Raw genomic sequence first — 26,907 nt, forward strand, 5'->3', positions numbered from 1 at the left:
ATCTGGTTGTTCTCTCGATCGGGCCGACTATGACTTAAACAGTTAAATGGCCCATTAGCCGAGGCTGTGTGTGGCCTCGGTTTTTTTCATTTCGTCTTGCACGTAATCCAGTAAGTCTGGGTATAACGCTAAAAAAGGTGCTTCTGCCTGAGCAATCACTTGCGGCAAATCATCCAAAAAATACTGTAAGTGCTCGCCATATCGCCAACGTCGCATAATAGAATGAATCGCTTTCTCCACGCCCTCTAGTGTGCCTAAATTGGAAAGCCAATTATCACTTTCTAATGAACTAATCATGTTTCTTAGACGATCAGGGCTTCGATGCTTATCTTTCACTAGACCCAGAACCGCTTGATCACAAAAAACCGTCAAAGGCACTGTACTAAAGCGTTTCCAATTCTGTATTAACCAATAATCCATTACGATGTCTTGTACAATTCCAGCAAATCGGCGGCGCCCCTTTCGTGGCATAGAACGAAACAGAACACTCGCCTCATGTTGATCGACCATCACATCAACTTGTTGATGCAAACGCCAACCCGCTAGTAAATCAGAGTCCAATTCACCCACATCAACAGGGAAATCGCCAAGCAAATTCCCGACCCAAGATGTTTTAGTGATAGAAGCTATGTGTAGGTGTGCAAAATAATTCATTTTCATCAACATTTTTAAATTATATTATTTTAAATAAAACACATATATTGTCTAAAAGCGTCAGCATCACATAGTCTTGCTGTCTTTTTACGCATTTATTTGTAAAAATGAAGTATCACCTATATGGTCAATATTCGCTCATGTAAGCCAAAATTCTTCAATTCATGAGCACAGAACCACCTTTAGAATAAAGCGACCACATTACTAGCCATCCCAAAAAGAGACCTAGAAGAATGAAGATAAAGGTTATTTTAGCCTGCTGCTTGGCTCTAATCTTATGTAATAAGGCAGCAGCCACAACATTAAGAGTGGCTTTTGATGCCGATCCAATCTCATTAGACCCGCATGAACAACTTTCTGAAGGCACATTGCAATTCTCACACTTAGTGTTTGACCCGCTATTACGATGGCAACAAAACGGTCAATTCGAGTCTCGTTTAGCGACTCATTGGCAGCGCCTTGACTCGCGTACAATACGCTTTTTTTTACGGAAAAATGTCACCTTTCATTCCGGTAATGCTTTTTCGGCGAAGGACGTTGTTTATACGATTAATCGCTTAAAAAAATCCCCTGACTTTCGCGCCATGTTTGACACAATCGCCTCTGTTTCCATGATCGATGACTATACAATTGACGTAAACGCAGCAACACCAAATCCATTGTTACTTAACATCATGACGTACGTATTTCCAATGGATAAAATCTTCTACCAAGGTCAAGACCAAATCATAAAATACGGTGAAACATTTGCCTCACGCAATGTGTCAGGAACAGGACCTTTTAGCCTAGTGAGTAGAGAGTTGGGCAGCCGAATGGAACTCAAACGCAACCCAAACTATTGGGACAAAGACTCGGTTGGCAACGTAGACCAAATAATCATGACCCCAATTCGAGCCGACTCAACTCGACTCGCCGCCCTTCTTTCAGGTGACGTAGATTTTATTTTCCCCGTTTCTCCTATTGATATAGAGCGAACTAAAAAAATACAAGGAATACAGCTGGTTACGCTACCAAGCACTCGCATATTATTACTGCACATGAATCAAAAGCGTCGCAAAGAATTTCAAGATGTTAGAGTAAGAAAAGCCATCAATTTAGCGATCAATCAATCGCTCATCGTCGAAAAAATCTTAAAAGGTTATGCCTCACCCGCTGGTCAATTAAGCGCTGATCGCTTCTTAGGCCACATTAATAACTTAGAGCCAGAATACGATTTAACCAGAGCGCTAGAACTAATGAAGCAAGCAGGCTACGAAAAAGGCTTTCGCATCAGCATGATGGCGCCAAACAATCGTTACATGAACGATGAAAAAGTCGCCCAAGCCATCGCTGCAATGCTCGCTAGAATCCACATTACTGTAGAGTTAAAAACCCTACCCAAGGCTCAATACTTTAAAGAGTTTGATGATCGCAGCGCGGATATGATGATGCTGGGATGGCAATCTGACACCATGGATTCAAATAATCTATTTGAATTTATTATCGCTTGTCCAGATGCTAAAACAGGATTAGGTGCTTATAATGCCAGCGAATATTGCAAACACAGCATTGATGACAACATTCACCAAGCGAACAGAGAAATGAACCCAGAAAGACGCCTTCGTCTTATGCAGCAAGTCGAGCGCACTTTGTACGAAGATTCGGCTATTGTCCCACTGTATTGGCAATCTCTTATTTGGGCAGCCAAAGACAATGTTAAAATTCAAGACGTAGTCAATGACCAAAACTATCCTCACTTGGGGGACTTGTTCATTGAAGGCAAATGAATACTCCGCGTTATTTATCAACGAGAACCACAAAATCATGACCTCCATAACAAGTAGGAATAAAGCCATCTAATGCTGATTTTTTTACTCCGCCGCTTAATTCAGGCTTGCTTTGTTATGATCATTATCAGTGTGATCAGTTTTGCCATACAAGATAAGTTAGGCGACCCAGTACAACAAATGGTTGGTATGTCAGTGTCGTCTGATGAGCGCAACCAACTGCGTAACGAATTGGGGTTAAATGACGGTTTTGTTACCCAGTATTGGCGTTTTGCTAAGGGCGCCATTCACGGCGATCTTGGTACATCGTACTACTACAAAGAACCCGCACTAGACGTTATTTTAAAAAAGCTACCCGCTACATTGGAGCTGGCTTTTTGTGCAATTTTAGTCGTCACTTTAATCGCCACACCTTGTGGTGTTTTGGCGGCGATAAAGCCAAAACACCTCTTATCCAGACTGCTGATGATAATAAGCTCTATAGGTTTGTCCGTGCCTATTTTTATTATCGCCATCCTTATGGTTTACATTTTTTCCATCGAATTAAATATGGCGCCCAGCTTTGGCCGAGGCCAAACAACGGAATTTTTGGGCTTATGGCAAAGTGGGATTTTCACCAAAGACGGATTGAAACATTTATTGCTACCAAGCCTTACCCTTGCCATTGCGCTAATGCCGATTTTTGTGCGGTTAATTCGAGCTGAAATGATGGAAGTATTGCAGTCTGAATACATACGTTTTGCCTGGTCAAAAGGCCTGTCTGCACGACGAATCTATTTCATCCATGCCCTCAAAAATACCATGTTACCTGTTATCACCGTGGGTGGAATACAAGCGGGAACACTGGTGGCTTACACCATTTTAACAGAAACTATTTTCCAATGGCCTGGCATGGGTTTTTTGTTTATGGATGCGGTGAGTCGAGTTGATACGCCTCTTATTTCAGCTTATTTAATTGTTGTCGGCGGCATGTTTGTTATCACCAACACCGTTGTGGACTTAATATATGGTTTAGTCAATCCGACCGTACGCTTAGCGAGTCATGGATTATGAAGTACCCCAAGAAAGATCTCATTCATCCTATATCGGGCAGTCGATGGAATCATATTTGGTCGGGGTTTGTGGGCGACAAACTTGCCGTGCTGGCTCTGATTATTTTTATTTTTTATGTCCTTGTCGCGCTACTCGCTCCGCTGGTTGCGCCTTTTGACATTGCTGATCCGGCCTTTATGGATTTAATGAACGCGGAGATTGCACCAAGCTGGATCAGTGGTGACAGTCGTTTTCTATTAGGGACAGACGCCCAAGGACGAGATCTATTATCCGTCATTTTATATGGCACACGACTCTCACTAACAATAGGGATATGTGCGGTATTAATTCAAGCCACATTGGGTATTTGTATCGGCCTTGTATCTGGCTATTTAGGTGGCCGAATCGATAACCTGTTAATGCGTTGCGCCGACATTCAATTGTCTTTTTCAAACATGATGGTCGCGATTGTCTTCCTTGCTATTTTCCAGTCGCTCTTTGGCATGGCTCGATACCAACAGCTCGCGATGGTTATTCTCATTCTCGTCATAGGCTTAACCGAATGGCCGCTTTTTGCTCGAACCATTCGAGCCTCCGTATTAGCCGAAAAGCAAAAGGAATACGTCGATGCCGCGAGGGTCATGGGCATTAGCTCAAAACGCATCATGTTTCGCCATATTTTGCCGAACACACTATCGCCTATCTTGGTTATTTTTACCGTTCAAATCGCAAACGCCATCGTTGCAGAAGCGGCCTTGTCTTTTTTAGGGTTAGGCATGCCTGCAACAGAGCCATCGCTTGGCTCACTTATCTCAGCCGGATTTGCCTACATGTTTGCGGGTTCATGGTGGATCTGTGTCATCCCCAGTGTCACGCTCATTATCTTAATTTTAGCGATGAACTTACTAGGGGATTGGTTACGTGATCATCTAAATCCAAGGACGTATAAAGACTAATATGAATTTATTAAGCGTCAGTAATTTAAACGTCAACTTCCATATGAAACAGCGAGAACTTGCTGCCCTTATTGACGTCAGCTTCACGCTAAACCGTGGTGAACGAATTGCTATTGTTGGTGAGTCTGGTGCCGGAAAGTCCGTATTAGGATTTTCGATTGTAAACCTCATTGGTAAGCCGGGTTATATCGCCTCTGGCTCAATCAGATTGGAAAATAAAGAAATCACCACAATGAATCTGCGACAGCTACAAGAAGTTCGCGGCAAGCGCATCGCAATGATTTTTCAAGATCCAATGATGACACTCAATCCAGTGCTTACTATTGGTGATCAGCTGGTTGAAACCATCCGCAGTCATACCAAAATCGCCTACAAAGATGCTCGAAATATTGCCATCGAAAAACTTCATCACGTGCAAATCGCATCGCCAGAGAAACGCTTTGATCAGTACCCCCATGAACTGTCTGGCGGCATGAGACAACGGGTCATCATTGCGTCCGTGTTGTTACTCAACCCTGACATTATTATCGCCGATGAGCCAACAACTGCACTCGATGTCACCATACAAGCTGAAATATTACAGCTTTTGCTGGCTATTTGCCGTGACAATGGCGTTGCACTTGTCTTAATCAGCCATGACCTTGGTGTTGTATCTAAGGTCGCCGATCGAACCCTGGTTATGTATGCCGGCCGGGTGGTAGAGGAAGGTCCGACCCTTGAAATAATTAACGACCCCCAGCACCCCTATACTCAAGGATTGTTAAACGCGCTGCCACAGATGACATTACCAGGTCAGCGACTAAACCAAATTCAAGGCAGTATGCCGTCTCTAGCAGAAAGGCCATCAGGTTGCGCTTTTCACCCTCGCTGCCCTTACGCCACGCCAAAGTGTCGACAAGAACAACCAAGATTTATTTACAGCGGCGTCTCCACTGTTGCCTGTTTCTTGGTAGAAGACATGCTCGATGAATTTGCTAATAAAGATAAGGAGGCCAGCTAATGGCGACGCCTCTAATTCAAATTAGTGGCTTGGAAAAAGCCTTTACCACCAACGAAAGCTGGCTTGGCCAATGGCGCTTTCATCAAGGTAAGCTAAAAAGAAAAAAAGACAGCGTGCATGCATTAAACGGTATTAATCTCACGATTAATCAAGGCGAGACCTTGTGTGTTGTTGGAGAAACAGGCTGCGGTAAATCCACGCTTGCACGTGCCATTATGGGGTTAACAACACCTAGTGCGGGTGAAATCCATTACCTTGATCAACGGATAGATCAGTTAAACAATCGCCAGCGAATGTTCTTTCGTCGTCGTATGCAAATGGTTTTTCAGAACCCTTATGCGTCGTTAAACCCTAGAATGACCGTTTACCAAACGCTCAGTGAACCCATTTCATTCCATAATCCACAATTATCTCAATCGCAAGTGGATGAACAGATTGATGAATTATTAGAGTCCGTCGGCATCTCTGCTTCAAGCTCAGATCGTTACCCTCATGAATTTTCGGGTGGACAACGCCAACGCATTAGCTTAGCGCGTGCATTGTCCGTTGAACCTGATTTTATTGTGGCTGACGAACCACTTTCAGCTCTGGACGTTTCTGTACAAGCTCAAGTTTTAAACCTAATGATGGACAAGCAAGAAGAGCGTAATCTTAGTTATCTCTTTATTACTCATGATCTTGCCGTTGTAGAGCATTTTGCCACTAGAGTCGCCGTGATGTATTTAGGCAAGATCTGTGAATTGGCACCAACCAGTACTTTGTTTAGCTCGCCAAAACACCCTTATACTCAAGCCTTATTATCGGCCATTCCTAGATTAGACAGCAGTATCGCCCAACCGATTCGATTAATTGGTGAAGTGCCAACCCCCACAGAAAAGCCAATTGGTTGTGTTTTTCAAGCAAGATGCCCATATGCAAATCCGCGATGTTATGTTGAGTCACCCGCGATGACGCCACAAAGCGACAGTAGCAGTGTGGCTTGTCATGCTATTGAGGAGGGACGACTATGATGCTTTTGCTTACGTCTTCTGCTCGCCAGGAGATCTCATGGAAATAAGATGGCTTGAGGACTTCATAGCCCTCGCAAAGACTCGCCACTTTTCACGTGCTGCAGATGAGCAAAACGTCACACAACCGACTTTTAGTCGGCGGATAAAACTGCTTGAAGAAGAGATGCGCGTTACATTAATAGACCGTAATACGCTTCCGTTATCTCTAACACCTGCGGGGGAAGTCTTTCTTCAAAGTGCAGAATTGATTACACGGCAACTCAAAGACACCAAAGAACGCTGCCAAGAAATTCGAAAGCAAGAAGAGTCTCAAATACGCTTTGTAACCTCTCAAACTTTATTTCTAAGTTTTTACAAAGAAGTGATTGAACCATTTTGCCTAGATATCAATATGGAATTAGACATCAATATGAAGTCCAGTTCATGGCTAGGGATTGATTTTGTAAACTCGTTGATGGATCAGCAATGTGACATTATGCTCTGCTATTGGCATCCAGCCATAAACTTCATCCGCGCTTTGGATGATGAGCAATACGAGCATATTATAATTTCCGAAGAAACACTCATCCCTTGCAGTGTAACGAATGCAGATGGTGAACCAAAATATACGCTTCCCGGCGCAAAACGAAAACCTCTTCCCTATATTGGTTATTATGAAAACTCGTTTTTACAACCTGTCATTCATCATCACCTACAAAGACAAAGGGACGTTCCACAGCTCAACACTATCTCTGAGAATTATCACTCAGTGAGTATCAAAGCTATGGTAAAGGAAGGTTATGGTATTGGCTGGATTCCAAAGCGCCTAATGCTAGACACATTAAACTATAGCAAAGTGGCTTTGGCAGGAGAAGAGAACTGGCATATTCCGTTAGAAATACGCCTCTATCGATCTAAGTTTAATCAAAACCCAAATCTCAATCAATTTTGGGAAGCACTTAAAGAAAAAGTCGCTCGTAACTTTCCAACTTGACACACCCTACGCCGTATTTAATCAAGGCTATCCTGTTTATTAAGAGCCACGATCATAGGGTCACTACCCATGGTATTTGCCCCGAGAGCCTTACTAAATAGATAGCCTTGACCAATGTCGCAACCAAACTCTTTCAGCATGTTTAATTGATCAATATTAGCAATACCCTCTGCGATCACCTTAAGCCCCAAGTCATGACTTAAACTGATAATCGCGTGAGTCAACGCGGCGTGTTTTTTGTCTTCAATGATGTTTCGAATAAAAACCTGATCTATTTTAACATAATGGAACGGCAGATCTTTCAAATAGCTTAAGCTGGAGTAACCGGTACCAAAATCATCGATCGCCAGCTTCATGCCAAGATGGCTAATCTGGCGTAAAAGCTCAGCACATCTTTCAGCGTCTTCGATCAGGATAGACTCAGTTACCTCTATCTCTAAAAGACTTGGATCAATCTTGTATTTGCTCAATAATGCTAATAATTTAGGTAAAAAATCGATCCTTTTAAGCTGAGCCGCAGAGCAATTAACCGCAATGGGCGGCACTGTTATACCTTGCTCTTGCCACTCTAATATATGCCTAAAAGCTTGCTCAAATACCCAGTCACCCAAAGGTAAAATAATCCCTGTTTGCTCTGCGATAGGAACAAATTCGGCCGGAGAAACCACACCAAGTTCCTCATCATTCCAGCGTAATAACGCCTCCATACCAACACAACGTTCAGTGATAAGGTCAACTTTAGGTTGAAAGTGAAGCTCTAGGCTTTCTTTCTGTAGCGCCTGTCGCAACCGTGTTTCTATTCTCACATTACGGGCAAATCGACGGCCCATTTCACCGTCATAAAAATGATACGTTGCTCGCCCCGATGTTTTGGCTTGATAGACCGCCATATCAGCGTTTTTAATCAGCGTGACGCCATCTAAACCGAATTCTGGGTACAAGGCGACACCAATAGAGCAGCCAATATCGAGTGTTAAGCCATCCACAAAATAACTCTGACTAATTTTTCGTATCACCTCTTTAGCCAGCGAATTCAGCTGCGGCATATCTTGATCATCATTATGTACAAGCAAAACAAGAAAAGCATCTCCCCCCAAGTAGCCAACAATCGCATTTTTCGGTAAAACAGACGTTAGTCGTTTTGACACTTTCGAAATCAGCTTATCGCCCACTTCATGACCAAACGCATCATTAATGGTTTTAAAATGATCCAAGTCTAAAATCAGCGCGGCCAACTGCGTATTATTTTTCTGGCAAGTAACAATTAATTTATCCAACTCACGCTGAATTTGATAACGACTTAATAAACCTGTCAACTCATCTATCTCAATACGCTTATTGACAGATTCGAGTGCTGAATAATAGGTTAAGAACAGTTTTCGGGTATAAAAAGCCAAAATCAATGCTAATAAACCAAAAATCAACAGAGGAATAATGACCAAAAGCCAATTAATTCGACTGCTAATACCTGTAAGGTAACGTGTATCAATTCGCCACTTCCGCCCAGCAACAGACAGATAATGCGTATCAAACTCCCCGTCGTCCCATGATGAAGCCGCTGATGAATCCACAAACCAAATAGGATCATTAGTTGAAATATCAGCAAGTCGATAATACAAATCATGACCAGCCAAAGGAGTAACCTGATTTAACAAGCTGCCAACGCTAAAATACGCGCCAACCATTCCATGAAAGCCAATACTGTCCGTTAATTTATAGTAGCGTACGTCAACAGGTAGATAAATAGGTGCTCTCAAAACAAAGGTATCAGCAATACTGTTCGATACAGCATCAGAAAAAGGAGGAAGAGTCGGCTCCGACAGCATTATGACCGATGCATTACGGGCTTGGATAACTGCGTTAATGTCTCGATATTGCGGGTACAACATATCATAGCCATAAATGAATTTATCGGGATAACCCAACGCCAGTGGCATATACTCTTTTCGCTCTCCCTCAGGATAAATTGTAAAATTAATGTTGCCTAGGAGAACACTCTGCTGCATTTCGTACTCATATTTTTTACCTGCTGGTACATATTGCGCAAAATAAAAGCCAACCTTTGGAGTAGTTGAGAGACTGCGAGCAAAGCGCGAAAAATGACTAGAAGACACCCCTCCCTCACTAGATTCAATGAGCGCCACAACAGAAGATAGTTGAGTGATATATTGCGTCAAACCATCATTCAGTTTTTCTGTGAAATAGGCACCTGATGCTTTTTGGTTGTTATAAGCGTGCCTACATTCTTCTAAATAAATTGCAAAACTTGCTGCGATACCGCACAAAAAAATAATAAAAAAAACAATGTAGTGCGCTTTGCTACCTTTCACACGATTTTTTGAAGAAATCATTGTCTACCCATCGATGTTTTCCAAATAATAAAGCGTCGCCACATACAGCTTTATTCGTACTCTTAACTACTCTACCTAAAAATCACGATACCGACACGGAATAAATAGTGAAGAAAAGTATTTATCGTGTTTTTCTGTTATCCTGCGCCTATTATTTACTCTATTTAAAACAGGCCTTTTGTGACCCAATTCAATCACGCTTTAACCAACCTTCTTCCAACCAAACTGACAGCATTGCTTTCTGACATGGGGTTTACAACATTTACCCCAATTCAAGAGCAAAGTTTGCCACCAATGATTGAAGGTAAAGACATCCTTGCTCAGGCACAAACAGGCAGTGGTAAAACACTCGCATTTGCCATCGCTCTCTTACTCAAAATCAATCCTCGTTTCTTTGGTGTTCAAGCTCTGGTTATGTGTCCGACACGTGAGCTTGCAGACCAAGTATCGAAAGAAATACGCAAGGTGGCGCGCTACCAAGATAATATAAAGGTGCTAAGCCTGTGCGGCGGCATGCCATTTGGCCCACAAATCGGTTCGTTAGAACACGGCGCCCATATTGTTGTTGGCACACCGGGGCGCTTAATGGAGCACCTGCGTAAAGGCACACTCAAACTCAATGCACTCAATACGCTAGTATTGGATGAAGCAGATCGTATGCTGGACATGGGCTTCGTTGATAGCATCCGCGAAGTCGTTGAATTAACACCAAGCAACCGTCAGACGCTTCTTTTCTCTGCAACTTATGGCGATGGTATTGAAGCGATCAGTACTGAATTCCAAAATACCCCAACTACCATTAAGGTCGAAGCTCAAGAAGACCTTAAACCAAATATCGAACAATTTTTCGTTCGCAGTGAAAACAAAGACAAATGCGAAACCTTATTAGCAGCGTTGCAACATTTTGAGCCTCGCCAAGCCATTGTTTTCTGTAATACCAAAGTGGAATCACAAATCGTTGCAGACTGGTTAGTCGAGCACAAAGTCGCGGCTCAAGCAATCAATGGCGACCTTGAGCAAAGACAACGTGATCAAGTATTAGTGCGTTTTAGTAACCAAAGCAGCTGTGTCTTGGTTGCGACCGATGTAGCCGCTCGTGGTATTGATGTAAAAGAAATTGACCTTGTAGTGAACTACGACACTACGCGCGATACCGATGTGCATACTCACCGTATAGGTCGTACTGGCAGAGCGGGTGCTGCAGGCATCGCTGTCAATCTTGTTACCTCAAAAGACGATTACAAAGTGCGCGACATTGAAACTCGCTTTAACACAACGGCAAACTTTATTGAGCTTGAAGCCATTGATCCGCTTTATCGTTTAGTCCCTCAAAAAACCACTATTTCTTTTGATGCTGGCCGTAAAAACAAACTTCGCCCAGGAGACATACTTGGCGCGCTAACAGCGGGTTTAGGTTTGGATAAGTCTCAAGTCGGCAAGATTGATATTTTCGATTTCCACGCCTATGTATCAATCGATAATGCGGTGGCAAAAAACGTCGTTAAAGAATTCGAAAACAAAAAAATCAAAGGCAGAAACATCCGCGCTCGCATTCTAAGATAATGACCCCTCGCTCACTTTTACCTCTGTATAAAACACCGACAGCACAAGCTGTCGGTTTTGTATTGGGTGCTATCATGATAAGCATAGCCACACTCACGCCTGCCGATTTTCTCCCTCCAACACCCGGATCAGACAAACTGCATCATGTCATTGGTTTCGGTGGATGGGCTCTTATGTGTGTATTTGGCCCGATGAAACGCTTTGTTTACATGGCTTTATTCATCATCTTTTGGGGTGGCATGATTGAACTCATTCAACCCAGCGTGAATCGCTATGGCGAATGGCTCGATTTCTATGCGGACACCTTCGGCGTTATATTAGTCATGCTTGGCAGAGTACTAATTGATTATTTTTTTCAAGTCAAAAGACAAGGTTTGATGAAAGCACGAAAAAGACCTGATAAAGTATAACCATTCGGTCAAATATCGAGTCATTTTATCCTTTAAGAAAAACACCTAAGAGAGACGTAATGAGCCATTTAAAAGCTTGGCGTGCTGCCATTGTTCACTGTATCGCAGACCCGAAAGACGTGGGCGTTGATGCAGCTTATGAGTATTTTGACGATGGTTTATTAGTCATTGATGGCGATAAGATCCACGCGCTTGGCGACGCTCAAACACTGCTTGCCAACCTACCGCATGATCTCGTCATCGAACATCACCCTAACGCCATCATCACACCAGGTTTTATCGATACCCACATTCATTATCCGCAAACCGACATGATCGGCTCTTATGGTGAACAACTGCTGACATGGCTGAACACATACACCTTTCCCGAAGAAAGCAAATTCAGCGACAAAGCACATGCCCGTGACGTTGCCGATCGATTTTTAAAAGAGCTTCTGCGCAACGGCACAACCACCGCCTTGGTGTTTGGCACGGTTCATAAAGTATCCGTTGATGCTTTTTTTGAAGCCAGCCAAGTTCATAACCTACGCATGATTTGTGGCAAAGTGATGATGGATCGTAATGCGCCAGATTATCTGACTGACACGCCAGAAAGTAGCTACCAAGAAAGCAAAGAACTCATTGAAACATGGCACAACAAAGGTCGATTGCATTACGCGATTACACCTCGTTTCGCGCCAACCAGTTCAGATGAACAGCTACAGCTCGCGGGTAAATTACTAAGTGAATACGACGACGTATACTTACATACACATTTATCCGAAAACAAAGACGAATGTGCATGGGTGCAAGACCTATTCCCAAGTAGCACCAACTACTTAAACGTTTACGACCAACACAAGCTCCTGAGCGAGCGCTCTGTTTTTGCGCATGGCATCCACCTTTGCGACAGCGAATACCACAGACTGCACGAAACAGGCTCTGCCATTTCATTTTGCCCAACCTCTAACCTTTTCATCGGTAGCGGTTTATTTAAATTGAGCAAAGCAGAAGATCACAAGGTCAATGTAGGGCTTGGAACTGATGTGGGCGGTGGCACTAGCTTTTCCATGCTGCAAACCATGAACGAAGCCTACAAAGTGATCCAGTTACAAAACGAGAATTTAAGTCCGATTAAATCCTTGTATTTATCGACGCTTGGTGGCGCAAAAGCACTTCGATTAGAAGACAAAATTGGTAACCTCGCGGTTGGCAGCGAAGCGGATTTCATTATTCTAGACAAAAAAGGCACGCCGCTGCTTGAGTCACGCTTAGCCTTGTCTAAAAACATTGAAGAGAGTTTGTTTGTACTGATGACCATTGGGGATGATCGCGCGATTCAAGCTACCTACTCTGCAGGAGAGTGTGTACACCGACGCTAGAATCTAATGCTCGTCTACTAAAAATAAAAAACGGCCACTTTACTCCTTAATTCAGGGCTTTTTAAACGTGGCCGTTTTTTTATATAATCATCAAAATCATTTCCATTGAGCACACATATTATGCATTCACTTGCCACTGTTGCGCTTGGCGCTTTCGCTATTATTTTCTTTTGTGCCGCGCTCGTTGTTGGACTTATTGTTTTAAAGAAATACCAAACTGAAAAAGAGCGACTCAAGCAACGCGTAAAAAACAAACCTAAAAACGAAAATCAGACAGACGAAACGACATTATAAACCGAGCCATTACTCAAGGATAAAGACGCACGATTCCGCTTACTCCCTCTATATCACCAAGAATCCACACTTTTTCAAACGCGTGTGGAACAGGCATGGTAATCAGATGTTCAAGCGCTTTAATATCTTCTTGGCGCCACGCCGGATGTGTATTTCGAATCACCAGCCAAACACGTTTCGTCTCATAATGTTTGCCGGCTTTATTCTCTAAAATTCGATTCAGCGATCGCAGTAACCGCTCTTCCGCGGGTTCATCTTTTAACGTATGTAAAGTTGCCCGTGTTTTTTCCGTAAGATTTCGACCAAGAATCGCCATCGCTTCTTCCTCCGAACCATAAAGATGCGCAATTTCGATATCCAAACGCTCACCTTCAAGCATGCAAGACACATCAGGACGAATCGGATCATTGTGCCAAATATGACGAATATGTTTGCCCGTGTTCCGCTCATAGCATCGCATAAACAATTTGGCAGCGAGATGCTCAAGCTCAATTTTTTCTTTATTACTATTATGCATAACCACTCCTACACACCTTAAGCAAATATAGTCTATTACTTATCTTACTCTATACATTCAAAAGGTCTCAAAACTCAAGAATATAACAACGATATTCAATTCCTTATTATGTGCACATAAACACAAACTTACTTTAATAAAGCCCCAGTATAATATTCAGTCATTATTGGGATCCGAATGATTCGTCATCCTATAAAACAACTTGTTTTCTTTGGAAAATATTATGGAAAATGCTCACAACAACACCTCTGCGTCCGGCATGGAGTCAAAAGAGTTCACTGTCCTAGTCGCTCTACTAATGTCCATTACCGCGATTTCCATTGATGCTTTACTGCCTGCGCTAGGAATTATCGGCAAAGAGCTGGGAGCCGTTACGGCAAATCAGCCTCAATTACTCATTAGCATGTTGTTCTTAGGGTTGGCGCTTGGTCAACTAATATGCGGACCCTTGTCTGATGCGTTAGGTCGTCGCCCTATTCTGTTTGCCGGTTTTGCTTTATACCTAGTGGGCACCGTAATTTGTTATCAAGCTGACAGCTTAGACGTTTTAATGTTCGGGCGCTTCATCCAAGGGTTAGGCGTTGCAGGGCCTTATATTTCAGCAATATCACTGGTAAGAGACTTGTATCACGGTGCTCAAATGGCACGCATTATGTCATTAGTGATGATGATTTTTGTTCTTGTTCCAGCCATTGCTCCGACACTGGGTCAAGCCATCATGCTTGTTGCTGACTGGCGCAGTATCTTTGAACTGTACCTTGTCTACGCGGCCTGTCTTATTGTCTGGATTGCGTTTCGTTTAAAAGAGACACTCCCAAAATCTAATCGTATTCCTTTTACCAAAAAAGGCTTTTACGAAGGCTTTAAAGAAGTTCTGACGAATCGCATTACGGCGAGCTACACCATTTGCATGGGATTATTTTTCGGTAGTTTTATTGGTTACTTAAACTCATCACAACAAATATTTCAGGTGCAATTTAATACGGGGAATTTATTTGCTTTTTACTTTGGCTTATTAGCCTTGGTACTAGGCGTAGCCTCTTTAATTAACTCACGTATTGTTGAAAAACACGGCGCTAAATTCATCGCCTTCCGTGCTATTTTCGTCGTCGTGATTGCATCGCTTGCGTTCTTTTCCTTACACGCTTTTGTGGCAATCAGTTTATGGATGTTCATGGTTTACGCGGCAATCTTTTTCTTCTGCTTTGGCTTGTTATTTGGTAACGTCAATGCGCTGGCAATGGAACCAATGGGGCACGTTGCTGGCATCGCTTCCGCGGTGATTGGTTCTGTGTCATCCATTATGTCCTTGTCCATTGGCACCCTCATAGGCCAAATGTACAACAATACCTTAATGCCCATTTCTGGTGGCTTCGCCATAACCGGAACATTGGCTTTGTGTATTATATATTGGGCAGAAAAAGGTCGTGTTGAAGAAAGTGTACCAGTAGAAGGCTCTGCGGCTTAACTACAAACTGTGCGTGATTTTGACTAATGAAAGAGAAGCCAAATAGCCTGCGCTATTTGGCTTTTATTTACTAATGAATAAGTACTTCAAGCTGTTGCGCTAATTCGTCTTCTTCCATCATTGCCTGATTCAATAAAGCAGGCATTAATAACGCTTCTTTGCTTACGGCTTTTAACGCAAAAAAATTCATTGTCGATACAGGAAATTCAGTCATCCACTCGCTCAATGCCGACTCAAGAACGGCTTCAAACTCGACAAACAAAGCAAACGTAGACGGCGCCATTTTATGCTGCTCACCTAACAATATACGATAACTTGCCAGCCGTTCCGCCTTTCCAACCCAAACAGACCAAAGCGCGATCCATCCGGTAATAAAACTTAGTTCTTTGGCCGAATTCAGCTTCAACAAGGCAATGTCCATTTCCTCTTGTGCCCTTTCGGTTAAAGAAAACAACGCTGTCTCCCACAACACCAATTTAGTAGGAAAATTACTATATACCGTCGGCTTAGACACCGCCGCCGCTAAAACCACCTGATCAATACTGGTACTTTGATAACCTTGTTTCGTAAAAAGTTCACAAGCCACTTCGACAATATGCGCCTTCTTGCTGGGTCTTCCTCTTGCCATAAACGCCTCTATAAATTATGTCGTTTTACTTGTTTCGTCATACTTATTTCAAAACACATATTTCAAACTATTTACTTTATGCCTTTGGATTGGCGTTGGGCCTCTCGATACGCACGATAAATATCACCATTCTGTTTCGGGTCTTGCTCAATCCATTCTTGAGTCATTCGTTGATTAATCACCTCAAGTTCTCGCAATAGTTTATTGGATGGTTTGCTATAAATGATACCGCCATTTTTTAGTGACGCTAGATCCGTTTCAACACGTTCTTTAGTTTGCAGCCAACCATTACGCTCTGCCTTAAGCGACGCCTTTTCGATCGCTGCTTTGGTTTTTTCATCCAGCTTGTCAAAGGCACTCTTATTCATCACCACTATTTCTTTTGGTATCCATATTCGTAGGTCATTTAAATACGGCGCATACGTCCATATCTGAGAATCCTCTCCAACTGAAAGAGACGCAAAGCGGCCGTCTAACTTGCCTTGTTCAAACGCCGACGTTACATCTTTAAGCGGCACTTTAACTGGATTGGCGCCGAGTTTCTGTATCAACGATGTTACCGTCTGGTTAAACGCGCGAATGGACAAACCACTAAAATCGTCAATATTTTCAATCTTACGAGTCGAAAAAGCACTATAAGGCGTCCATGGCACCACGTATAAATAGTGCAGACCCAGCTTATGCAATTGCTTTTGCGTATCCGCCTTCGACACCTGCCACAACAACTGAGAGTCGTCATAATTATTAGCAAGGAACGGAATCATATCGTGCTGAAAAATGGAATTTTGTTTGTCTAACAACCCCAATAAAAACTCACCAATCACAACCTTACCCGTCATCACTGCCCCAGGAATTGCAAGATGAGGTAGCGCATGACCATTTGATTTCACCAAAATATTGACCTCGCCATTCGTCAAGGCTTGCACGTCTTCTGCAAACTCATAAGCGATTTGGGTTGGCTGGTTTCGATCACCAAAGGGCGTTGGCATCACCCAATTTTGCGCAGAAGCCACCGATGACGCGGCCACAACACAAACTAAAGACAACGACTTTGATACAAGATACTTAACCATAGGATGCCTAATTCATTCCGCGCTAGTTGGCAGTAAAAGTACCATTAACTTGAATTAAATGCATGAAAATCAGCATATTTAGAGGACAAGTAAATGCGTATATTCACTTACTTAAAAGCTTCTATTTCGGACTATTTAGAGTAAATTTTGGACTTCATAAACTATTTTATAGAATTAGGTTCTAAAGTTAATGCGTGCTTAGGAAGCCCAGTTTTAACTTTATTGCTGTCTATCCAGCACCTGCTGAATCAGATCAATAGCGTATGGCAAATCGGCAACCTGTGTGATTTTTAGTTCAACATCACCATTACCCCATCGACCGGTATTAGAAATACCTTAATAAACTTTCAGAAAAACCGTCAGCGGCATACTTGGCTTGTAGTACAAAACAATGTCGGCAGATTTTACTGTTTGACGCTCTGCTATTTGTCCTCGGACATTCACCTTGCCATCACGGAGTTTTACTTGCTGACGAATCTGCGTCATATCATCCCAACCAACGTTTTGCACTGCTGGTAAAATGAATTTAGTAATGATCTCTGTTTCCGTGAGTTTTGCTTTGTTAATGCCCGATGTCATGCCGTCAATCCATTACAACGCATTTAAGCACCTAATATTGCGAAAATATTCTGTAAAGCCGAGTGCATTCAAGTCGTTTAAAACAAGCGGCTTAACTCGTTCATCAAGAAATCATCTTTAAAGGCTATTTATGGGGTTTAGTTTTGTCTTCCACTCTTTTCTTAATACGCGACAAACCCACTGGCGTTACGCCTAGATAACGAGCTAAATCATTTTGGGTTATGTTGTTCAGTATGTTAGGTCTGCTTTTGATCAGTAAAGAAAAGCGTTCTTCTGCGCTTAAACACAAAAACTCATATTCTCGTTTTTCTTTTTTCATCGAAAATTGAAGTAAGACATCCAGCATTTCATTGGCGATGTTCACATCTCTACGGCTGTGTTCACGAATCACGTCGAAAGGGATTTTGGTTACTGTTGTCAGTTCTAAACACAGCAAGCTAAAAGAGCATAAGCCGCTAGCATGAGCAGACGTTAGGCTTCCAATAATATCCTTGTTTGATAAAAAAGATTTGATTGATTCTTTGCCATCGTCAGATAAGTAATAAGCCTTCAATAACCCCGAATTAATAAGATAAAGAGACGTGTCTGTCTCTCCTTGCCTAAATAGGTGTTCACCACTCTCTTTTTCTATGGCTATCCCTTCACGTTGTAAAAGTTCATAAAAGTTCATCCGTTTTAACCTCGGTTAATGCGTGCTTGGTTCATTTCCCTAAATATACAGCATGAAGATTAGAAACAGCCATTGAGACCTAAATTCAGGGGAAGCGAGCCTTATGAAAATCACGAAAAAACGTATTGTCATTACTGGAGGTACATCGGGTATTGGTTATGAAATGGTGAAATTATTACACTCAGAAAATGAGGTAATAGTTATTGCTAGAAATGCGATGAAGTTGAATAAACTCGAACTTGAGTTGCCTGGCGTTGTTACTTATCAGGCAGACTTATCGCAAGCAACAGAGGTAGAAGCAGCGGCTAATAAGATCCTAGAGCGCTTTAAATCCCTCGATATTCTTATTAATAACGTGGCAGTGCAATACACGCCAACCTTTTTAGATGATGACTTTCAATATTCAAATATTGCTGATGAGGTCGCGTTAAATTTTACTAATATTTGCCATATGACCTATTGGTTGTTGCCCGCGTTAATGAAGAATGAAAAGAGCCATGAAAGAACCATTATTTTGAATATTAACTCTGGTCTTGGGTTCGTACCGAAAACGTCATCCGCTGTGTATTGTGCCACCAAAGCCGCGCTGGACATCTTTTCTCAATCACTGAGCTATCAATTGGAACAAACAAATGTTCGAGTCCAACAAGCGTTTCTAGAGTTGGTGGACACTCCAATGACAGCGGGCAGAGGAACAAACAAGATGTCTCCCAAGTTAGCAGCGCAAAAGATCATCTATGGCATTGAAAATGATATTTCTATTAATAATATCGGCAAAGTCAAATTGCTCAGGGTGTTGTTAAGGCTTGTACCTTCTATCGCAAAACGCATCATGAAAAAGTATTGAAGAGGTGAAAGATGCATAAATTTTATGGGATTTTGTTAGGTGTTTTTATGCTATTTACATCACCAACATTCGCAACCGAGCGATTCACAACCGAGCTGAATATCACCGTGACTAATATCGATACATCACGAGGTGGAAATATTGTCGTGATGATCTTCGGCGAGGAGGGTTTTCCTAAAAATCATGCGCTGGCTTTGTTAACGGCAACAAAGAAGGTGTTAAGCAACACTATGGTTTTTACATTTTTAATAAACCAGCCAGAAGTCGCTATTAAGGTGCTGCACGATGAAAATGGAGACGGGGAAGTCACTAAAAATTGGACGGGGATTTATCCAAAAGATGGCCTTGGTTTTTCTAATGACCAAAAGATTGGATTAACTGGACCTCCAAATTACCTGAAATCAAAAATCAGGTTCGTTGCGCCAAAAAGCGAAGCCACTATTTCAATCATATATTAAGACGGAGTATTTCCCATGACAGCATTAATAAGGGTTGCCTTGATCCTTTTTACCCTCTTTGCATCTACTTTTTTACTGCTTAACCTAACCGGCATACTAACGGTAGAGCTGATTGAGCAATGGTTAACACAAGCTAAAGAGTTGTCTCCTACATACATGGGATTATTTGTGATATCCCTACTTTTCCTAGATTTGTTTGTCGCTGTACCTACGCTAACCGTTGCGATTCTTGCGGGGTATTTTCTTGGTCATTCATACGGTTTCATTGCAGTATTGATTGGTTTTAGCATGGCAGGAATAGGAGGATATTGTTTGAGCCGATGGTACGGTGGCAAACTTCTGACTGTATTAATAAAAGACGAGCAGAAACGTGATGAAGCGATCACCATGTTTCAAAAACATGGCTTAGTTACCATCCTTCTATCGAGAGCTATGCCTATTTTACCAGAAGTGTCTGCATGCCTGGCCGGCATGATGAAGCTTCGATTTAGAACCTTTTTAAGTGCTTGGTTAGTGAGTACCGTACCTTATGCGTTTATTGCAACCTATGCGGGTTCCATTAGTTCTATTGATAATCCGAAGCCTGCGATATTCATAGCGATTGGGCTGTCAGGATTGTTGTGGACTTGTTGGTTCTTTTATCATCGAACCCATACAAGAAGACCAATTAGCAAAACGGCGAAATAAAGTAATAGCTCTGTGTATAGCAAACGAATGCTTCCTGTATTTTCAATAAAAACATCAAACGCCTTTCTCACTTAATAGTATTCATCAATGTTTCTCAATAATGCGCTTGACGTATACCGACAACCTCATTATATTAACTAAACGGTATAGTTAATAAATTAAAGAGGTTTAAGATGAAAAGTGAGAACGGTTTCTACGGGCAATACGGCGGTAGCTACATCCCTGAGATCCTTTATTCGAGCCAGCAGCAAATCTTGCACGCGTTCGAAGACGCTAAAAACGACCCAGCCTTTCTCGCTGAGCTACACAAACAATGGCAGCAGTTTTCTGGCCGTCCAACGCCATTAACCTATTGCGCGAACCTGACTGAACACTTTGGTGGTGCGCAGATTTACCTTAAACGCGAAGACTTAAACCACAGTGGCGCGCACAAGATGAACAACGTGATTGGCCAAGGTTTGTTGGTCAAACGCATGGGCAAAAAACGTGTTATCGCCGAAACGGGTGCGGGTCAGCACGGTATTGCAACCGCATTGGTTGCGGCGCGTTTAGGCCTTGAATGTACGATTTACATGGGCGCAAAAGACATAGAACGCCAATACCCCAATGTATTTTGGATGAAGCAACTCGGCGCAACGGTAGTACCGGTTACCACAGGCGCACAAACCCTACGCGATGCGCTAGACGAAGCCTTACGTGACTGGTCTTCTAGCCACGAAAACAGCCATTATTTAATTGGCACGTCTTGTGGTTGCGCGCCCTTCCCTGAAATGGTGGCGTTTTTTCAATCCGTTATTGGTGACGAAGTCCGCGAGCAAAGCGTGGCGCAATTTGGTCAATTTCCAGATCGTCTGTACGCGTGTGTTGGCGGTGGATCAAACGCTTGTGGCTTATTCCTGCCTTTCTTAGATGACAAAGACGTCGAAATGGTGGGCGTCGAAGCTGGCGGTAAAGGACTGGAATTGGGCGAGCACTCTATTCGCCTATCTCATAACCTTGGTCAGCCCGGTATCGCCCAAGGTTTTGCGACCATGTTCTTGCAAGACCAAGCTGGCCAATTACAAGAAACCCATTCTATCGCTGCCGGTTTGGACTACGTTGGCGTTTCGCCCATCATTGCGCATTTGGCCGAAACAGGTCGTATTAAAATGACCTACGCGATGGACGATGAAGTGATTGCCGCTTGTACGCTATTGTTGAAAAAAGAAGGGATTATTCCCGCGCTAGAATCGTCTCATGCTTTGGCGGGCGCGTTTAAAGACGCTCCGAATTTACCAAAAGAGTCAAAAATTGTAATCAACCTTTCTGGTCGTGGCGACAAAGACATCTTCAACGTCGCGAAAGCCGTGCAAGATGAAACTTTCCCTCAATTCTTAACCGATTATCTTGCGGCTTACCCAACTAGCCACGCTGATCATAAGGAGCAAAACGCATGAGCCAGTTAGCCGCTTTTATTGAAGAAAAAAAGAGTATTAAAGAAAAACGTCAGCAAAAACCTATTTTGTCTATGACTCACGTGGTTTATGGGTATCCAACGGTTCAAGAAAGTCTGGATTGGATGAAACGCCTGATGCAAGAAGGCGTGGACTTCATCGAAGTGCAATTTCCTTTTTCGGACCCTGTGGCCGATGGCCCAAGTATTGTCGCTGCGTGCCATAAAGCGTTAGAGCAAACACTAGACGTAGATACCTGTTTAGCGCAACTTGGCGAACTGGCGAAAGGTTTTCCTGAAAGCCGCATCGTATTGATGAGTTATCTCAATCCTATGTTTCGTTTCGGTTTAGACAAACTGGCCAAACGTGCGGCCGAAGAAAATATTCTAGGCTTAATCTTGCCTGATCTGCCGATTGAGCAAGCCGCCACGTATAAAGCCGCTTGTAAAGACAACGGCATCGATCCAATCTGGCTCGTTACACCAGTAACACCGCCAGAACGGTTGGCTATGTTAGCAAGCCAAGCCAGTGGTTTCCTATATTGTGTGGCTCGCTCTGGTGTAACGGGCCATTCTGTCCATGAAAACAAAAGCCATGAAGGCAAAGTAAAAAACACCTCGCTCGACGACTATTTGGCTAACATCAAGCAACACGCCAGCGCCCCAATGGGTGTCGGGTTCGGCTTACGAGAACGAGCCCAAATCGAACAGTTAATTGGCAAAGCCGACATCGCTATTCTTGGTTCTGCGCTATTGGATGCGTACAACAAAGGCGGGCAAGAAGAAGGCATTAAACTGATCAAAGACTTATTTCACTAAGTTCATTCTCAAAATCCACAGTAAATATTGCTTGAAACTCTGCAACACCGAATATATGATCCGTATATAATTCATATACGGATCATATATCATGGGTATCATCAAAATTTCCGACGACCTTCACGACGACATTCGTAAAAGCTGCCACGTCATGTCTCGCTCTATCAACGCTCAAGCCGAATTCTGGATGAAGATGGGACGCTTAGCCGAACTCAATCCGAGCCTGACTTTTTCAGAACTCATTGCCAATGAACTGGCAAACGCCAATCTCGAAACACCATTAAAAATGGTGAAGTAGTATGCAAGTACAGATTAAAACCGCAGATGAAATTGAATTAATGCGCGCATCGGGAAAGCTGCTAGCGGACGTCTTTCACATGTTAGATGACGTCGTAAAAGAAGGCGTATCGACTTTAGAAATCAACGACAAAGTTGAAGACTTCATTCGCAATGAGTTAAACGCAAGACCTGCAAGCCTAGGGCAATACGGCTATGAGTTCGTACTCAACTCCTCAATAAATGACGTCGTTTGTCATGGCGTTCCTTCAGCAACTCAGATCCTCAAAGCAAAAGACATTGTGAATCTAGACATTACCTTAGAAAAGAATGGCTTTATTGCCGACTCTAGCAAAATGTACGTCATGGGCGACGCCAACCCGATCGCAAAACGCCTCGTTAAAAACACGTACGCCGCAATGTGGGCAGGCATTAAAAAGGTAAAACCAGGCGCAACATTAGGCGATATTGGCGCTGCCATTCAGACATTAGCCGAAAGTAAAGGCTACTCTGTAGTAAAAGAATATTGTGGTCACGGCATAGGCCGAGAAATGCACGAAGAGCCTCAAGTGCTGCATTACGGCAAAGCAGGAACAGGTCTTGTTTTGGAAGAAGGCATGACGTTTACCATTGAGCCAATGATAAACCAAGGCAAAGCCAAGACCAAAACCAAGAAAGACGGCTGGACCGTTGTCACCGCCGACAAAAAACTCTCGGCACAATGGGAACACACTATTCTGGTCACAAAAACAGGCTATGAGGTATTAACGCTAAGAAATGAAGAAACGACAGCCTAATATTTAAACTGTCGTAGTCCAGCGGTTTTCTATAAAGTCGATGAATACCCGCATTTTATTGGGCATAAAGCGCATCGCTAAAAACTGCATGTGAATACCGCCCTGAAAATCACTGTTAAGTTGCCAATCACTTAATACTTGAACCACATCCCCTTTTTCCAACGATTCTCGTACCACGAAGTCGGGAAAAGGGGCGATGCCAAACCCTTGCCTTACACCTCTTAAGCGCATTTCTGCATCGTTATTAATATAACGACCATCAACGGTGATCACCGACTTTCGCTCACCTTGCGTAAAGGACCAAATGTTATCGCCATCAAAAAAACCGAGCGGCAAACAAAGATGATCCAGCAAGTCTTCTGGTGAATTCGGTGTGCCGTGCTCCACCAAATACTCGGGGCTGGCGCAAAGTATGGAGCGAACCTTCCCTAAGGTTTTACAGACTAAATGTTCATGCGGTTTATCCGCCACATAAAACACCACATCGACATTCTGATAAGCCGGATCGACTCGCAAGTCAGTCACTTGAACTTGCAACGAAATTGCAGGGTACAAGGCCATAAATTCCAGTAACAAAGGCTCTAAAACCTGCTTGGCAAAAGCGTCTGGCGCCGCAATCCGCAAGCGCCCTTTTGCTTCTGTCGCCTCACTTTCAGACGCTACGACGGCTTCTTTCGCGCTGTCTAGCATTTGGCGACATTGCTCGTAAACCGCGACACCGACTAAGGTTGTGGTTTGGCGTCGTGTCGTGCGCTCGATTAACACCGCCGATAACGCGCGCTCAATTCTCGACACCTGTCGACTGACACCGGATGGCGTTACGCCGAGCCTTTTGGCGGCTTTTGTGAAACTTCCCGTTTCTACCACAGCGACAAAGGCGGCCATGTCGGGCAATAACGCGATTAATTCATTTGTGTTCATGAGTCATAAGTATTTTGATTTATGAAGCAATTATCATACATCAACGCATCAGTTAACCTAGCTTTTTATTCCACCCAGACACCTTTGAGAACGTATGAAAGTACAAACATCTAACAACCCAACTCTTTTCAACCGACTTCCTATCGCCGAAATGTCGTTACTTTTAACCGCCTTTTTTTGGGGAACCAGTTATGGCATCACAAAAGAAGCATTGGTTTATACCAGTGTCCTCGCCTTTATCGTGATTCGATTCGGCTTAACATCGCTTTTATTAATGCCTTTTTATTGGCGACAAACACGCAAAGGGCAGACCAAAGACTGGAAGTACGCTCTGCCAACTGGCGCCATTTTGCTCTGCATTTTTCTCACTGAGACCTATGGCGTTTACCACACAACCGCGTCTAAAGCGGCGTTCCTGATCAGCCTTTGCGTATTAATGACGCCTTTTGTAGAAGCGATCACAGCAAAACGATGGCCGAGCAAAAATATATTAGGGTGCGCATTATTGTCGGTGGTGGGTGTGTTGTTACTAACACAGAAAAACATTGGCTGGATGGTCTTTAATATTGGCGATTATTTCATTTTATTGGCCGCATTTTTACGCGCTTGCATGGTCGTCACAACGAAGGTGTTATTGCATGGCAAGCGGCTTTCAGCATTGTGTACGACCAGCCTCCAAGCCAATGTGGTCACGCTGGGGGCATTGGTTATTTTCTTCGCGAGTGACATTAAGGTAACAGAACTGTTTCCAACGGAATGGTCTTTCTGGCTGGCGACGTTTTATCTTGCTCTTTTTTGTACTGTCTTCACACTCTTCGCACAAAACTATGGCGTTAAACACACAACCCCATCTCGTGTTGCTTTGCTAACAGGGTCAGAGCCCGCCTTCGGCGCGCTTTTCGCCTTCGTTTGGTTAAACGAGTCACTTACTCTGATTCAAATGCTTGGCGGTGGCTGTATTTTATTAGCAACCTTAATGGCTACCAAACAAAAGAACACATCCGTCTCATAGGCAGAAATGCCCCGCCCCTAAAATATTAACTAGAGGCGAGGCATTCGTATGGCATCGTTAAAATTCGCGGAGATTAATCCCGCTGGCGTATTACTGTTTAGGTAAAAGCACTGCGTCAATCACATGAATCACACCATTAGATTGCTTTACATCGGCAATGGTGACATGCGCCACACGGCCATTTTCATCTTCAAGCATAATCTTATCACCCATGTAGGTGGCCATCAGAGTGCATCCGCCAATCGTTGGAACCGGGTGTTTGCCCATATCATCGTCGATCATGGTTTTGATCGCGCCAGAGAGCGCATCGGCCTTCACTACATGACAAGCTAACACTTTCGTCAATGCTACTTTATTTTCTGGTTTTAACAGGTTAGCGACAGCACCTTCAGGTAATTTATCGAACGCGGCATTGGTCGGTGCAAAAACGGTAAACGGCCCTTCGCCTTGCAAAGTGTCAACCAAACCCGCTGCTTTCACCGCCGCCACGAGCGTCGTATGATCTTTGGAGTTTACGGCATTTTCAATAATATTCTTGCTCGCATACATAGGAGCGCCGCCCACCATTGGGTTGCTATTTTCATCGGCACTCTTCATGCCTCCAGTAGAACAGCCAGCAAGAGTTACGATGGTAGCAGCAGAAACAAGGCTTAGTAATTTCATTGTTTTTCTCCAGTTTGTTTGTCCATAACAATTCGCCATGGTTATAAAGAGATACGGTGCGAATTAAAAAAAGTTTCACCGTTCTTTAAAACATTAGTTAAAAATAATTAATTTCAATAATTAGGCGGGCTGAAACACTAGAGAAATACCATTCAAACAATGACGCAATCCCGTTGGCTGTGGACCATCATCAAAAATATGCCCCAAGTGACTACCACAACGACGACAATGAACTTCTGTACGTTCTATAAAAAAGCCATTGTCTTCTTTTGTCCTAACGGAATCTGGCAGGCTTTGATAAAAACTTGGCCAGCCTGTTCCGCTCTCATATTTGGTGCTACTAGCGTACAGAGGTAGGTCGCAGCCTTTACAGTGATAAGTTCCTACACGTTTTTCATTAAGCAATGCACTACTCCCAGCTCGCTCTGTTTTTTCCTCTCGCATCACCTGATATTCAAAGTCGGTTAATCTCGCTTGCCATTGCTGCTTGGAACGAAGTACCTCAAATTTTGAGCCAGAAGACAACACGGCCGCTGTCGCGGGCATAGTCGAAAATTTAGCAACCCCAACAACGCAAGCGGTTTGCACAAGAAAATGTCGACGATTCATAACAATACCTCCAAATAAAAGAACGCCTGAATGCCGTTTCGGCAAACCTAACGCATACCAAGAGATACGTGAAAAAGCAGG

28 protein-coding genes and 1 pseudogene are annotated in these 26,907 nt (G+C 43.2%); 19 read left to right on the top strand and 10 right to left on the bottom strand.

All coding sequences use genetic code 11. The features are described from left to right. Window positions 1-54: 54 nt before the first annotated feature. Window positions 55-654 (bottom strand): acyl carrier protein phosphodiesterase, encoded by a 600-nt coding sequence (locus tag MP3633_RS11785; RefSeq protein ID WP_176335679.1) that lies wholly within the window; start codon window positions 652-654, stop codon window positions 55-57. Window positions 655-887: 233 nt separating this feature from the next. Between MP3633_RS11785 and MP3633_RS11790 the strand changes: the two genes are divergently transcribed. The 6 genes from MP3633_RS11790 (at window position 888) to MP3633_RS11815 (ending at window position 7,391) form a co-directional block, all read left to right on the top strand. Continuing rightward, complete coding sequence (locus tag MP3633_RS11790) at window positions 888-2,420, top strand: ABC transporter substrate-binding protein (protein ID WP_176335680.1); 1,533 nt, start codon at window positions 888-890, stop codon at window positions 2,418-2,420. A 72-nt stretch (window positions 2,421-2,492) separates the two neighbouring features. Next, window positions 2,493-3,473, top strand: a complete 981-nt coding sequence (locus MP3633_RS11795; RefSeq protein WP_176335681.1) for an ABC transporter permease — start codon at window positions 2,493-2,495, stop codon at window positions 3,471-3,473. Then, on the top strand, window positions 3,470-4,408 hold the full coding sequence (locus MP3633_RS11800; RefSeq protein WP_176335682.1) for an ABC transporter permease: 939 nt from the start codon (window positions 3,470-3,472) through the stop codon (window positions 4,406-4,408). The genes MP3633_RS11795 and MP3633_RS11800 overlap by 4 nt, the downstream gene beginning before the upstream one ends. Window position 4,409: 1 nt before the next feature. After that, window positions 4,410-5,408 (top strand): ABC transporter ATP-binding protein, encoded by a 999-nt coding sequence (locus MP3633_RS11805; RefSeq protein ID WP_176335683.1) that lies wholly within the window; start codon window positions 4,410-4,412, stop codon window positions 5,406-5,408. Then, window positions 5,408-6,418, top strand: coding sequence for an ABC transporter ATP-binding protein (locus MP3633_RS11810; protein WP_112137958.1), 1,011 nt, complete (start codon window positions 5,408-5,410; stop codon window positions 6,416-6,418). Before MP3633_RS11805 ends, MP3633_RS11810 begins: the two co-directional genes overlap by 1 nt. A gap of 37 nt (window positions 6,419-6,455) precedes the next feature. Further along, a complete protein-coding gene (locus MP3633_RS11815; RefSeq protein ID WP_176335684.1) occupies window positions 6,456-7,391 on the top strand; it encodes a LysR family transcriptional regulator in 936 nt (311 codons plus the stop codon). Window positions 7,392-7,408: 17 nt separating this feature from the next. Here MP3633_RS11815 and MP3633_RS11820 read toward each other — a convergent pair whose 3' ends face one another. Next, a complete protein-coding gene (locus MP3633_RS11820) occupies window positions 7,409-9,742 on the bottom strand; it encodes a bifunctional diguanylate cyclase/phosphodiesterase (RefSeq protein WP_176335685.1) in 2,334 nt (777 codons plus the stop codon). A 180-nt stretch (window positions 9,743-9,922) separates the two neighbouring features. Between MP3633_RS11820 and dbpA the strand changes: the two genes are divergently transcribed. The 4 genes from dbpA to MP3633_RS11840 all read left to right on the top strand — a co-directional run bounded on the left by dbpA (window position 9,923) and on the right by MP3633_RS11840 (window position 13,370). Continuing rightward, window positions 9,923-11,305 carry an ATP-dependent RNA helicase DbpA gene (dbpA, locus tag MP3633_RS11825; protein ID WP_176335686.1) on the top strand — a complete coding sequence of 461 codons (1,383 nt, stop codon included), beginning with the start codon at window positions 9,923-9,925 and terminating at the stop codon, window positions 11,303-11,305. Beyond that, on the top strand, window positions 11,305-11,715 hold the full coding sequence (locus MP3633_RS11830; protein WP_176335687.1) for a VanZ family protein: 411 nt from the start codon (window positions 11,305-11,307) through the stop codon (window positions 11,713-11,715). Before dbpA ends, MP3633_RS11830 begins: the two co-directional genes overlap by 1 nt. A 59-nt stretch (window positions 11,716-11,774) precedes the next feature. Continuing rightward, window positions 11,775-13,076 carry a guanine deaminase gene (gene guaD, locus MP3633_RS11835; protein ID WP_176335688.1) on the top strand — a complete coding sequence of 434 codons (1,302 nt, stop codon included), beginning with the start codon at window positions 11,775-11,777 and terminating at the stop codon, window positions 13,074-13,076. Window positions 13,077-13,196: 120 nt separating this feature from the next. Then, window positions 13,197-13,370: a hypothetical protein gene (locus MP3633_RS11840; protein WP_176335689.1), complete on the top strand. Its 174-nt coding sequence runs from the start codon at window positions 13,197-13,199 to the stop codon at window positions 13,368-13,370. 13 nt (window positions 13,371-13,383) lie between these two features. On the opposite strand, the gene MP3633_RS11845 is transcribed toward MP3633_RS11840, so the two are convergent. After that, window positions 13,384-13,887: a hypothetical protein gene (locus MP3633_RS11845; RefSeq protein ID WP_176335690.1), complete on the bottom strand. Its 504-nt coding sequence runs from the start codon at window positions 13,885-13,887 to the stop codon at window positions 13,384-13,386. Window positions 13,888-14,110: 223 nt separating this feature from the next. Here MP3633_RS11845 and MP3633_RS11850 point away from each other — a divergent pair, with 223 nt between their 5' ends. After that, window positions 14,111-15,355, top strand: a complete 1,245-nt coding sequence (locus MP3633_RS11850) for a multidrug effflux MFS transporter (RefSeq protein WP_176335691.1) — start codon at window positions 14,111-14,113, stop codon at window positions 15,353-15,355. 70 nt (window positions 15,356-15,425) lie between these two features. Here the strand turns inward: MP3633_RS11850 and MP3633_RS11855 are convergent, their stop codons facing one another. From MP3633_RS11855 to MP3633_RS11870, 4 genes and pseudogenes are all read right to left on the bottom strand, one after another. Beyond that, window positions 15,426-15,983, bottom strand: a complete 558-nt coding sequence (locus tag MP3633_RS11855) for a TetR/AcrR family transcriptional regulator (RefSeq protein WP_176335692.1) — start codon at window positions 15,981-15,983, stop codon at window positions 15,426-15,428. Between the two features lie 71 nt (window positions 15,984-16,054). After that, window positions 16,055-17,056, bottom strand: coding sequence for a TRAP transporter substrate-binding protein DctP (gene dctP, locus MP3633_RS11860; RefSeq protein WP_176335693.1), 1,002 nt, complete (start codon window positions 17,054-17,056; stop codon window positions 16,055-16,057). A gap of 354 nt (window positions 17,057-17,410) precedes the next feature. Further along, window positions 17,411-17,635: pseudogene (locus MP3633_RS11865) on the bottom strand (hypothetical protein); the annotation flags it as partial. A 124-nt stretch (window positions 17,636-17,759) separates the two neighbouring features. Then, window positions 17,760-18,305: a Crp/Fnr family transcriptional regulator gene (locus MP3633_RS11870; protein ID WP_176335694.1), complete on the bottom strand. Its 546-nt coding sequence runs from the start codon at window positions 18,303-18,305 to the stop codon at window positions 17,760-17,762. A 103-nt stretch (window positions 18,306-18,408) separates the two neighbouring features. Between MP3633_RS11870 and MP3633_RS11875 the strand changes: the two genes are divergently transcribed. The 7 genes from MP3633_RS11875 to map all read left to right on the top strand — a co-directional run bounded on the left by MP3633_RS11875 (window position 18,409) and on the right by map (window position 23,621). Next, the gene (locus MP3633_RS11875; protein ID WP_176335695.1) at window positions 18,409-19,152 is read left to right on the top strand and encodes an SDR family oxidoreductase; all 744 of its coding nucleotides are present in this window, start codon (window positions 18,409-18,411) and stop codon (window positions 19,150-19,152) included. Window positions 19,153-19,163: 11 nt separating this feature from the next. After that, on the top strand, window positions 19,164-19,610 hold the full coding sequence (locus tag MP3633_RS11880) for a DUF2141 domain-containing protein (RefSeq protein WP_176335696.1): 447 nt from the start codon (window positions 19,164-19,166) through the stop codon (window positions 19,608-19,610). Window positions 19,611-19,625: 15 nt separating this feature from the next. Continuing rightward, the gene (locus MP3633_RS11885; protein WP_176335697.1) at window positions 19,626-20,297 is read left to right on the top strand and encodes a TVP38/TMEM64 family protein; all 672 of its coding nucleotides are present in this window, start codon (window positions 19,626-19,628) and stop codon (window positions 20,295-20,297) included. A gap of 173 nt (window positions 20,298-20,470) precedes the next feature. Next, window positions 20,471-21,733, top strand: a complete 1,263-nt coding sequence (gene trpB / locus MP3633_RS11890) for a tryptophan synthase subunit beta (RefSeq protein ID WP_112137920.1) — start codon at window positions 20,471-20,473, stop codon at window positions 21,731-21,733. Further along, on the top strand, window positions 21,730-22,548 hold the full coding sequence (gene trpA / locus MP3633_RS11895) for a tryptophan synthase subunit alpha (protein ID WP_176335698.1): 819 nt from the start codon (window positions 21,730-21,732) through the stop codon (window positions 22,546-22,548). Before trpB ends, trpA begins: the two co-directional genes overlap by 4 nt. A 91-nt stretch (window positions 22,549-22,639) precedes the next feature. Further along, entirely contained in the window at window positions 22,640-22,846 is a 207-nt protein-coding gene (locus MP3633_RS11900) for a ParD-like family protein (RefSeq protein ID WP_176335699.1), read from the top strand. A gap of 1 nt (window position 22,847) precedes the next feature. Then, window positions 22,848-23,621 carry a type I methionyl aminopeptidase gene (gene map, locus MP3633_RS11905; protein WP_176335700.1) on the top strand — a complete coding sequence of 258 codons (774 nt, stop codon included), beginning with the start codon at window positions 22,848-22,850 and terminating at the stop codon, window positions 23,619-23,621. A 3-nt stretch (window positions 23,622-23,624) separates the two neighbouring features. Here the strand turns inward: map and MP3633_RS11910 are convergent, their stop codons facing one another. After that, on the bottom strand, window positions 23,625-24,542 hold the full coding sequence (locus MP3633_RS11910) for a LysR family transcriptional regulator (protein WP_176335701.1): 918 nt from the start codon (window positions 24,540-24,542) through the stop codon (window positions 23,625-23,627). A 94-nt stretch (window positions 24,543-24,636) separates the two neighbouring features. Between MP3633_RS11910 and MP3633_RS11915 the strand changes: the two genes are divergently transcribed. Continuing rightward, window positions 24,637-25,554: a DMT family transporter gene (locus MP3633_RS11915; RefSeq protein WP_176335702.1), complete on the top strand. Its 918-nt coding sequence runs from the start codon at window positions 24,637-24,639 to the stop codon at window positions 25,552-25,554. 90 nt (window positions 25,555-25,644) lie between these two features. Here MP3633_RS11915 and MP3633_RS11920 read toward each other — a convergent pair whose 3' ends face one another. Both MP3633_RS11920 and msrB read right to left on the bottom strand, forming a co-directional pair. After that, the gene (locus tag MP3633_RS11920; RefSeq protein WP_176335703.1) at window positions 25,645-26,217 is read right to left on the bottom strand and encodes a fasciclin domain-containing protein; all 573 of its coding nucleotides are present in this window, start codon (window positions 26,215-26,217) and stop codon (window positions 25,645-25,647) included. 120 nt (window positions 26,218-26,337) lie between these two features. After that, on the bottom strand, window positions 26,338-26,826 hold the full coding sequence (gene msrB, locus MP3633_RS11925) for a peptide-methionine (R)-S-oxide reductase MsrB (protein ID WP_176335704.1): 489 nt from the start codon (window positions 26,824-26,826) through the stop codon (window positions 26,338-26,340). Window positions 26,827-26,907 lie beyond the last annotated feature (81 nt).

Origin of the sequence: Marinomonas primoryensis (assembly GCF_013372285.1) — a bacterium.
Classification (GTDB): Bacteria; Pseudomonadota; Gammaproteobacteria; order Pseudomonadales; family Marinomonadaceae; genus Marinomonas; species Marinomonas primoryensis.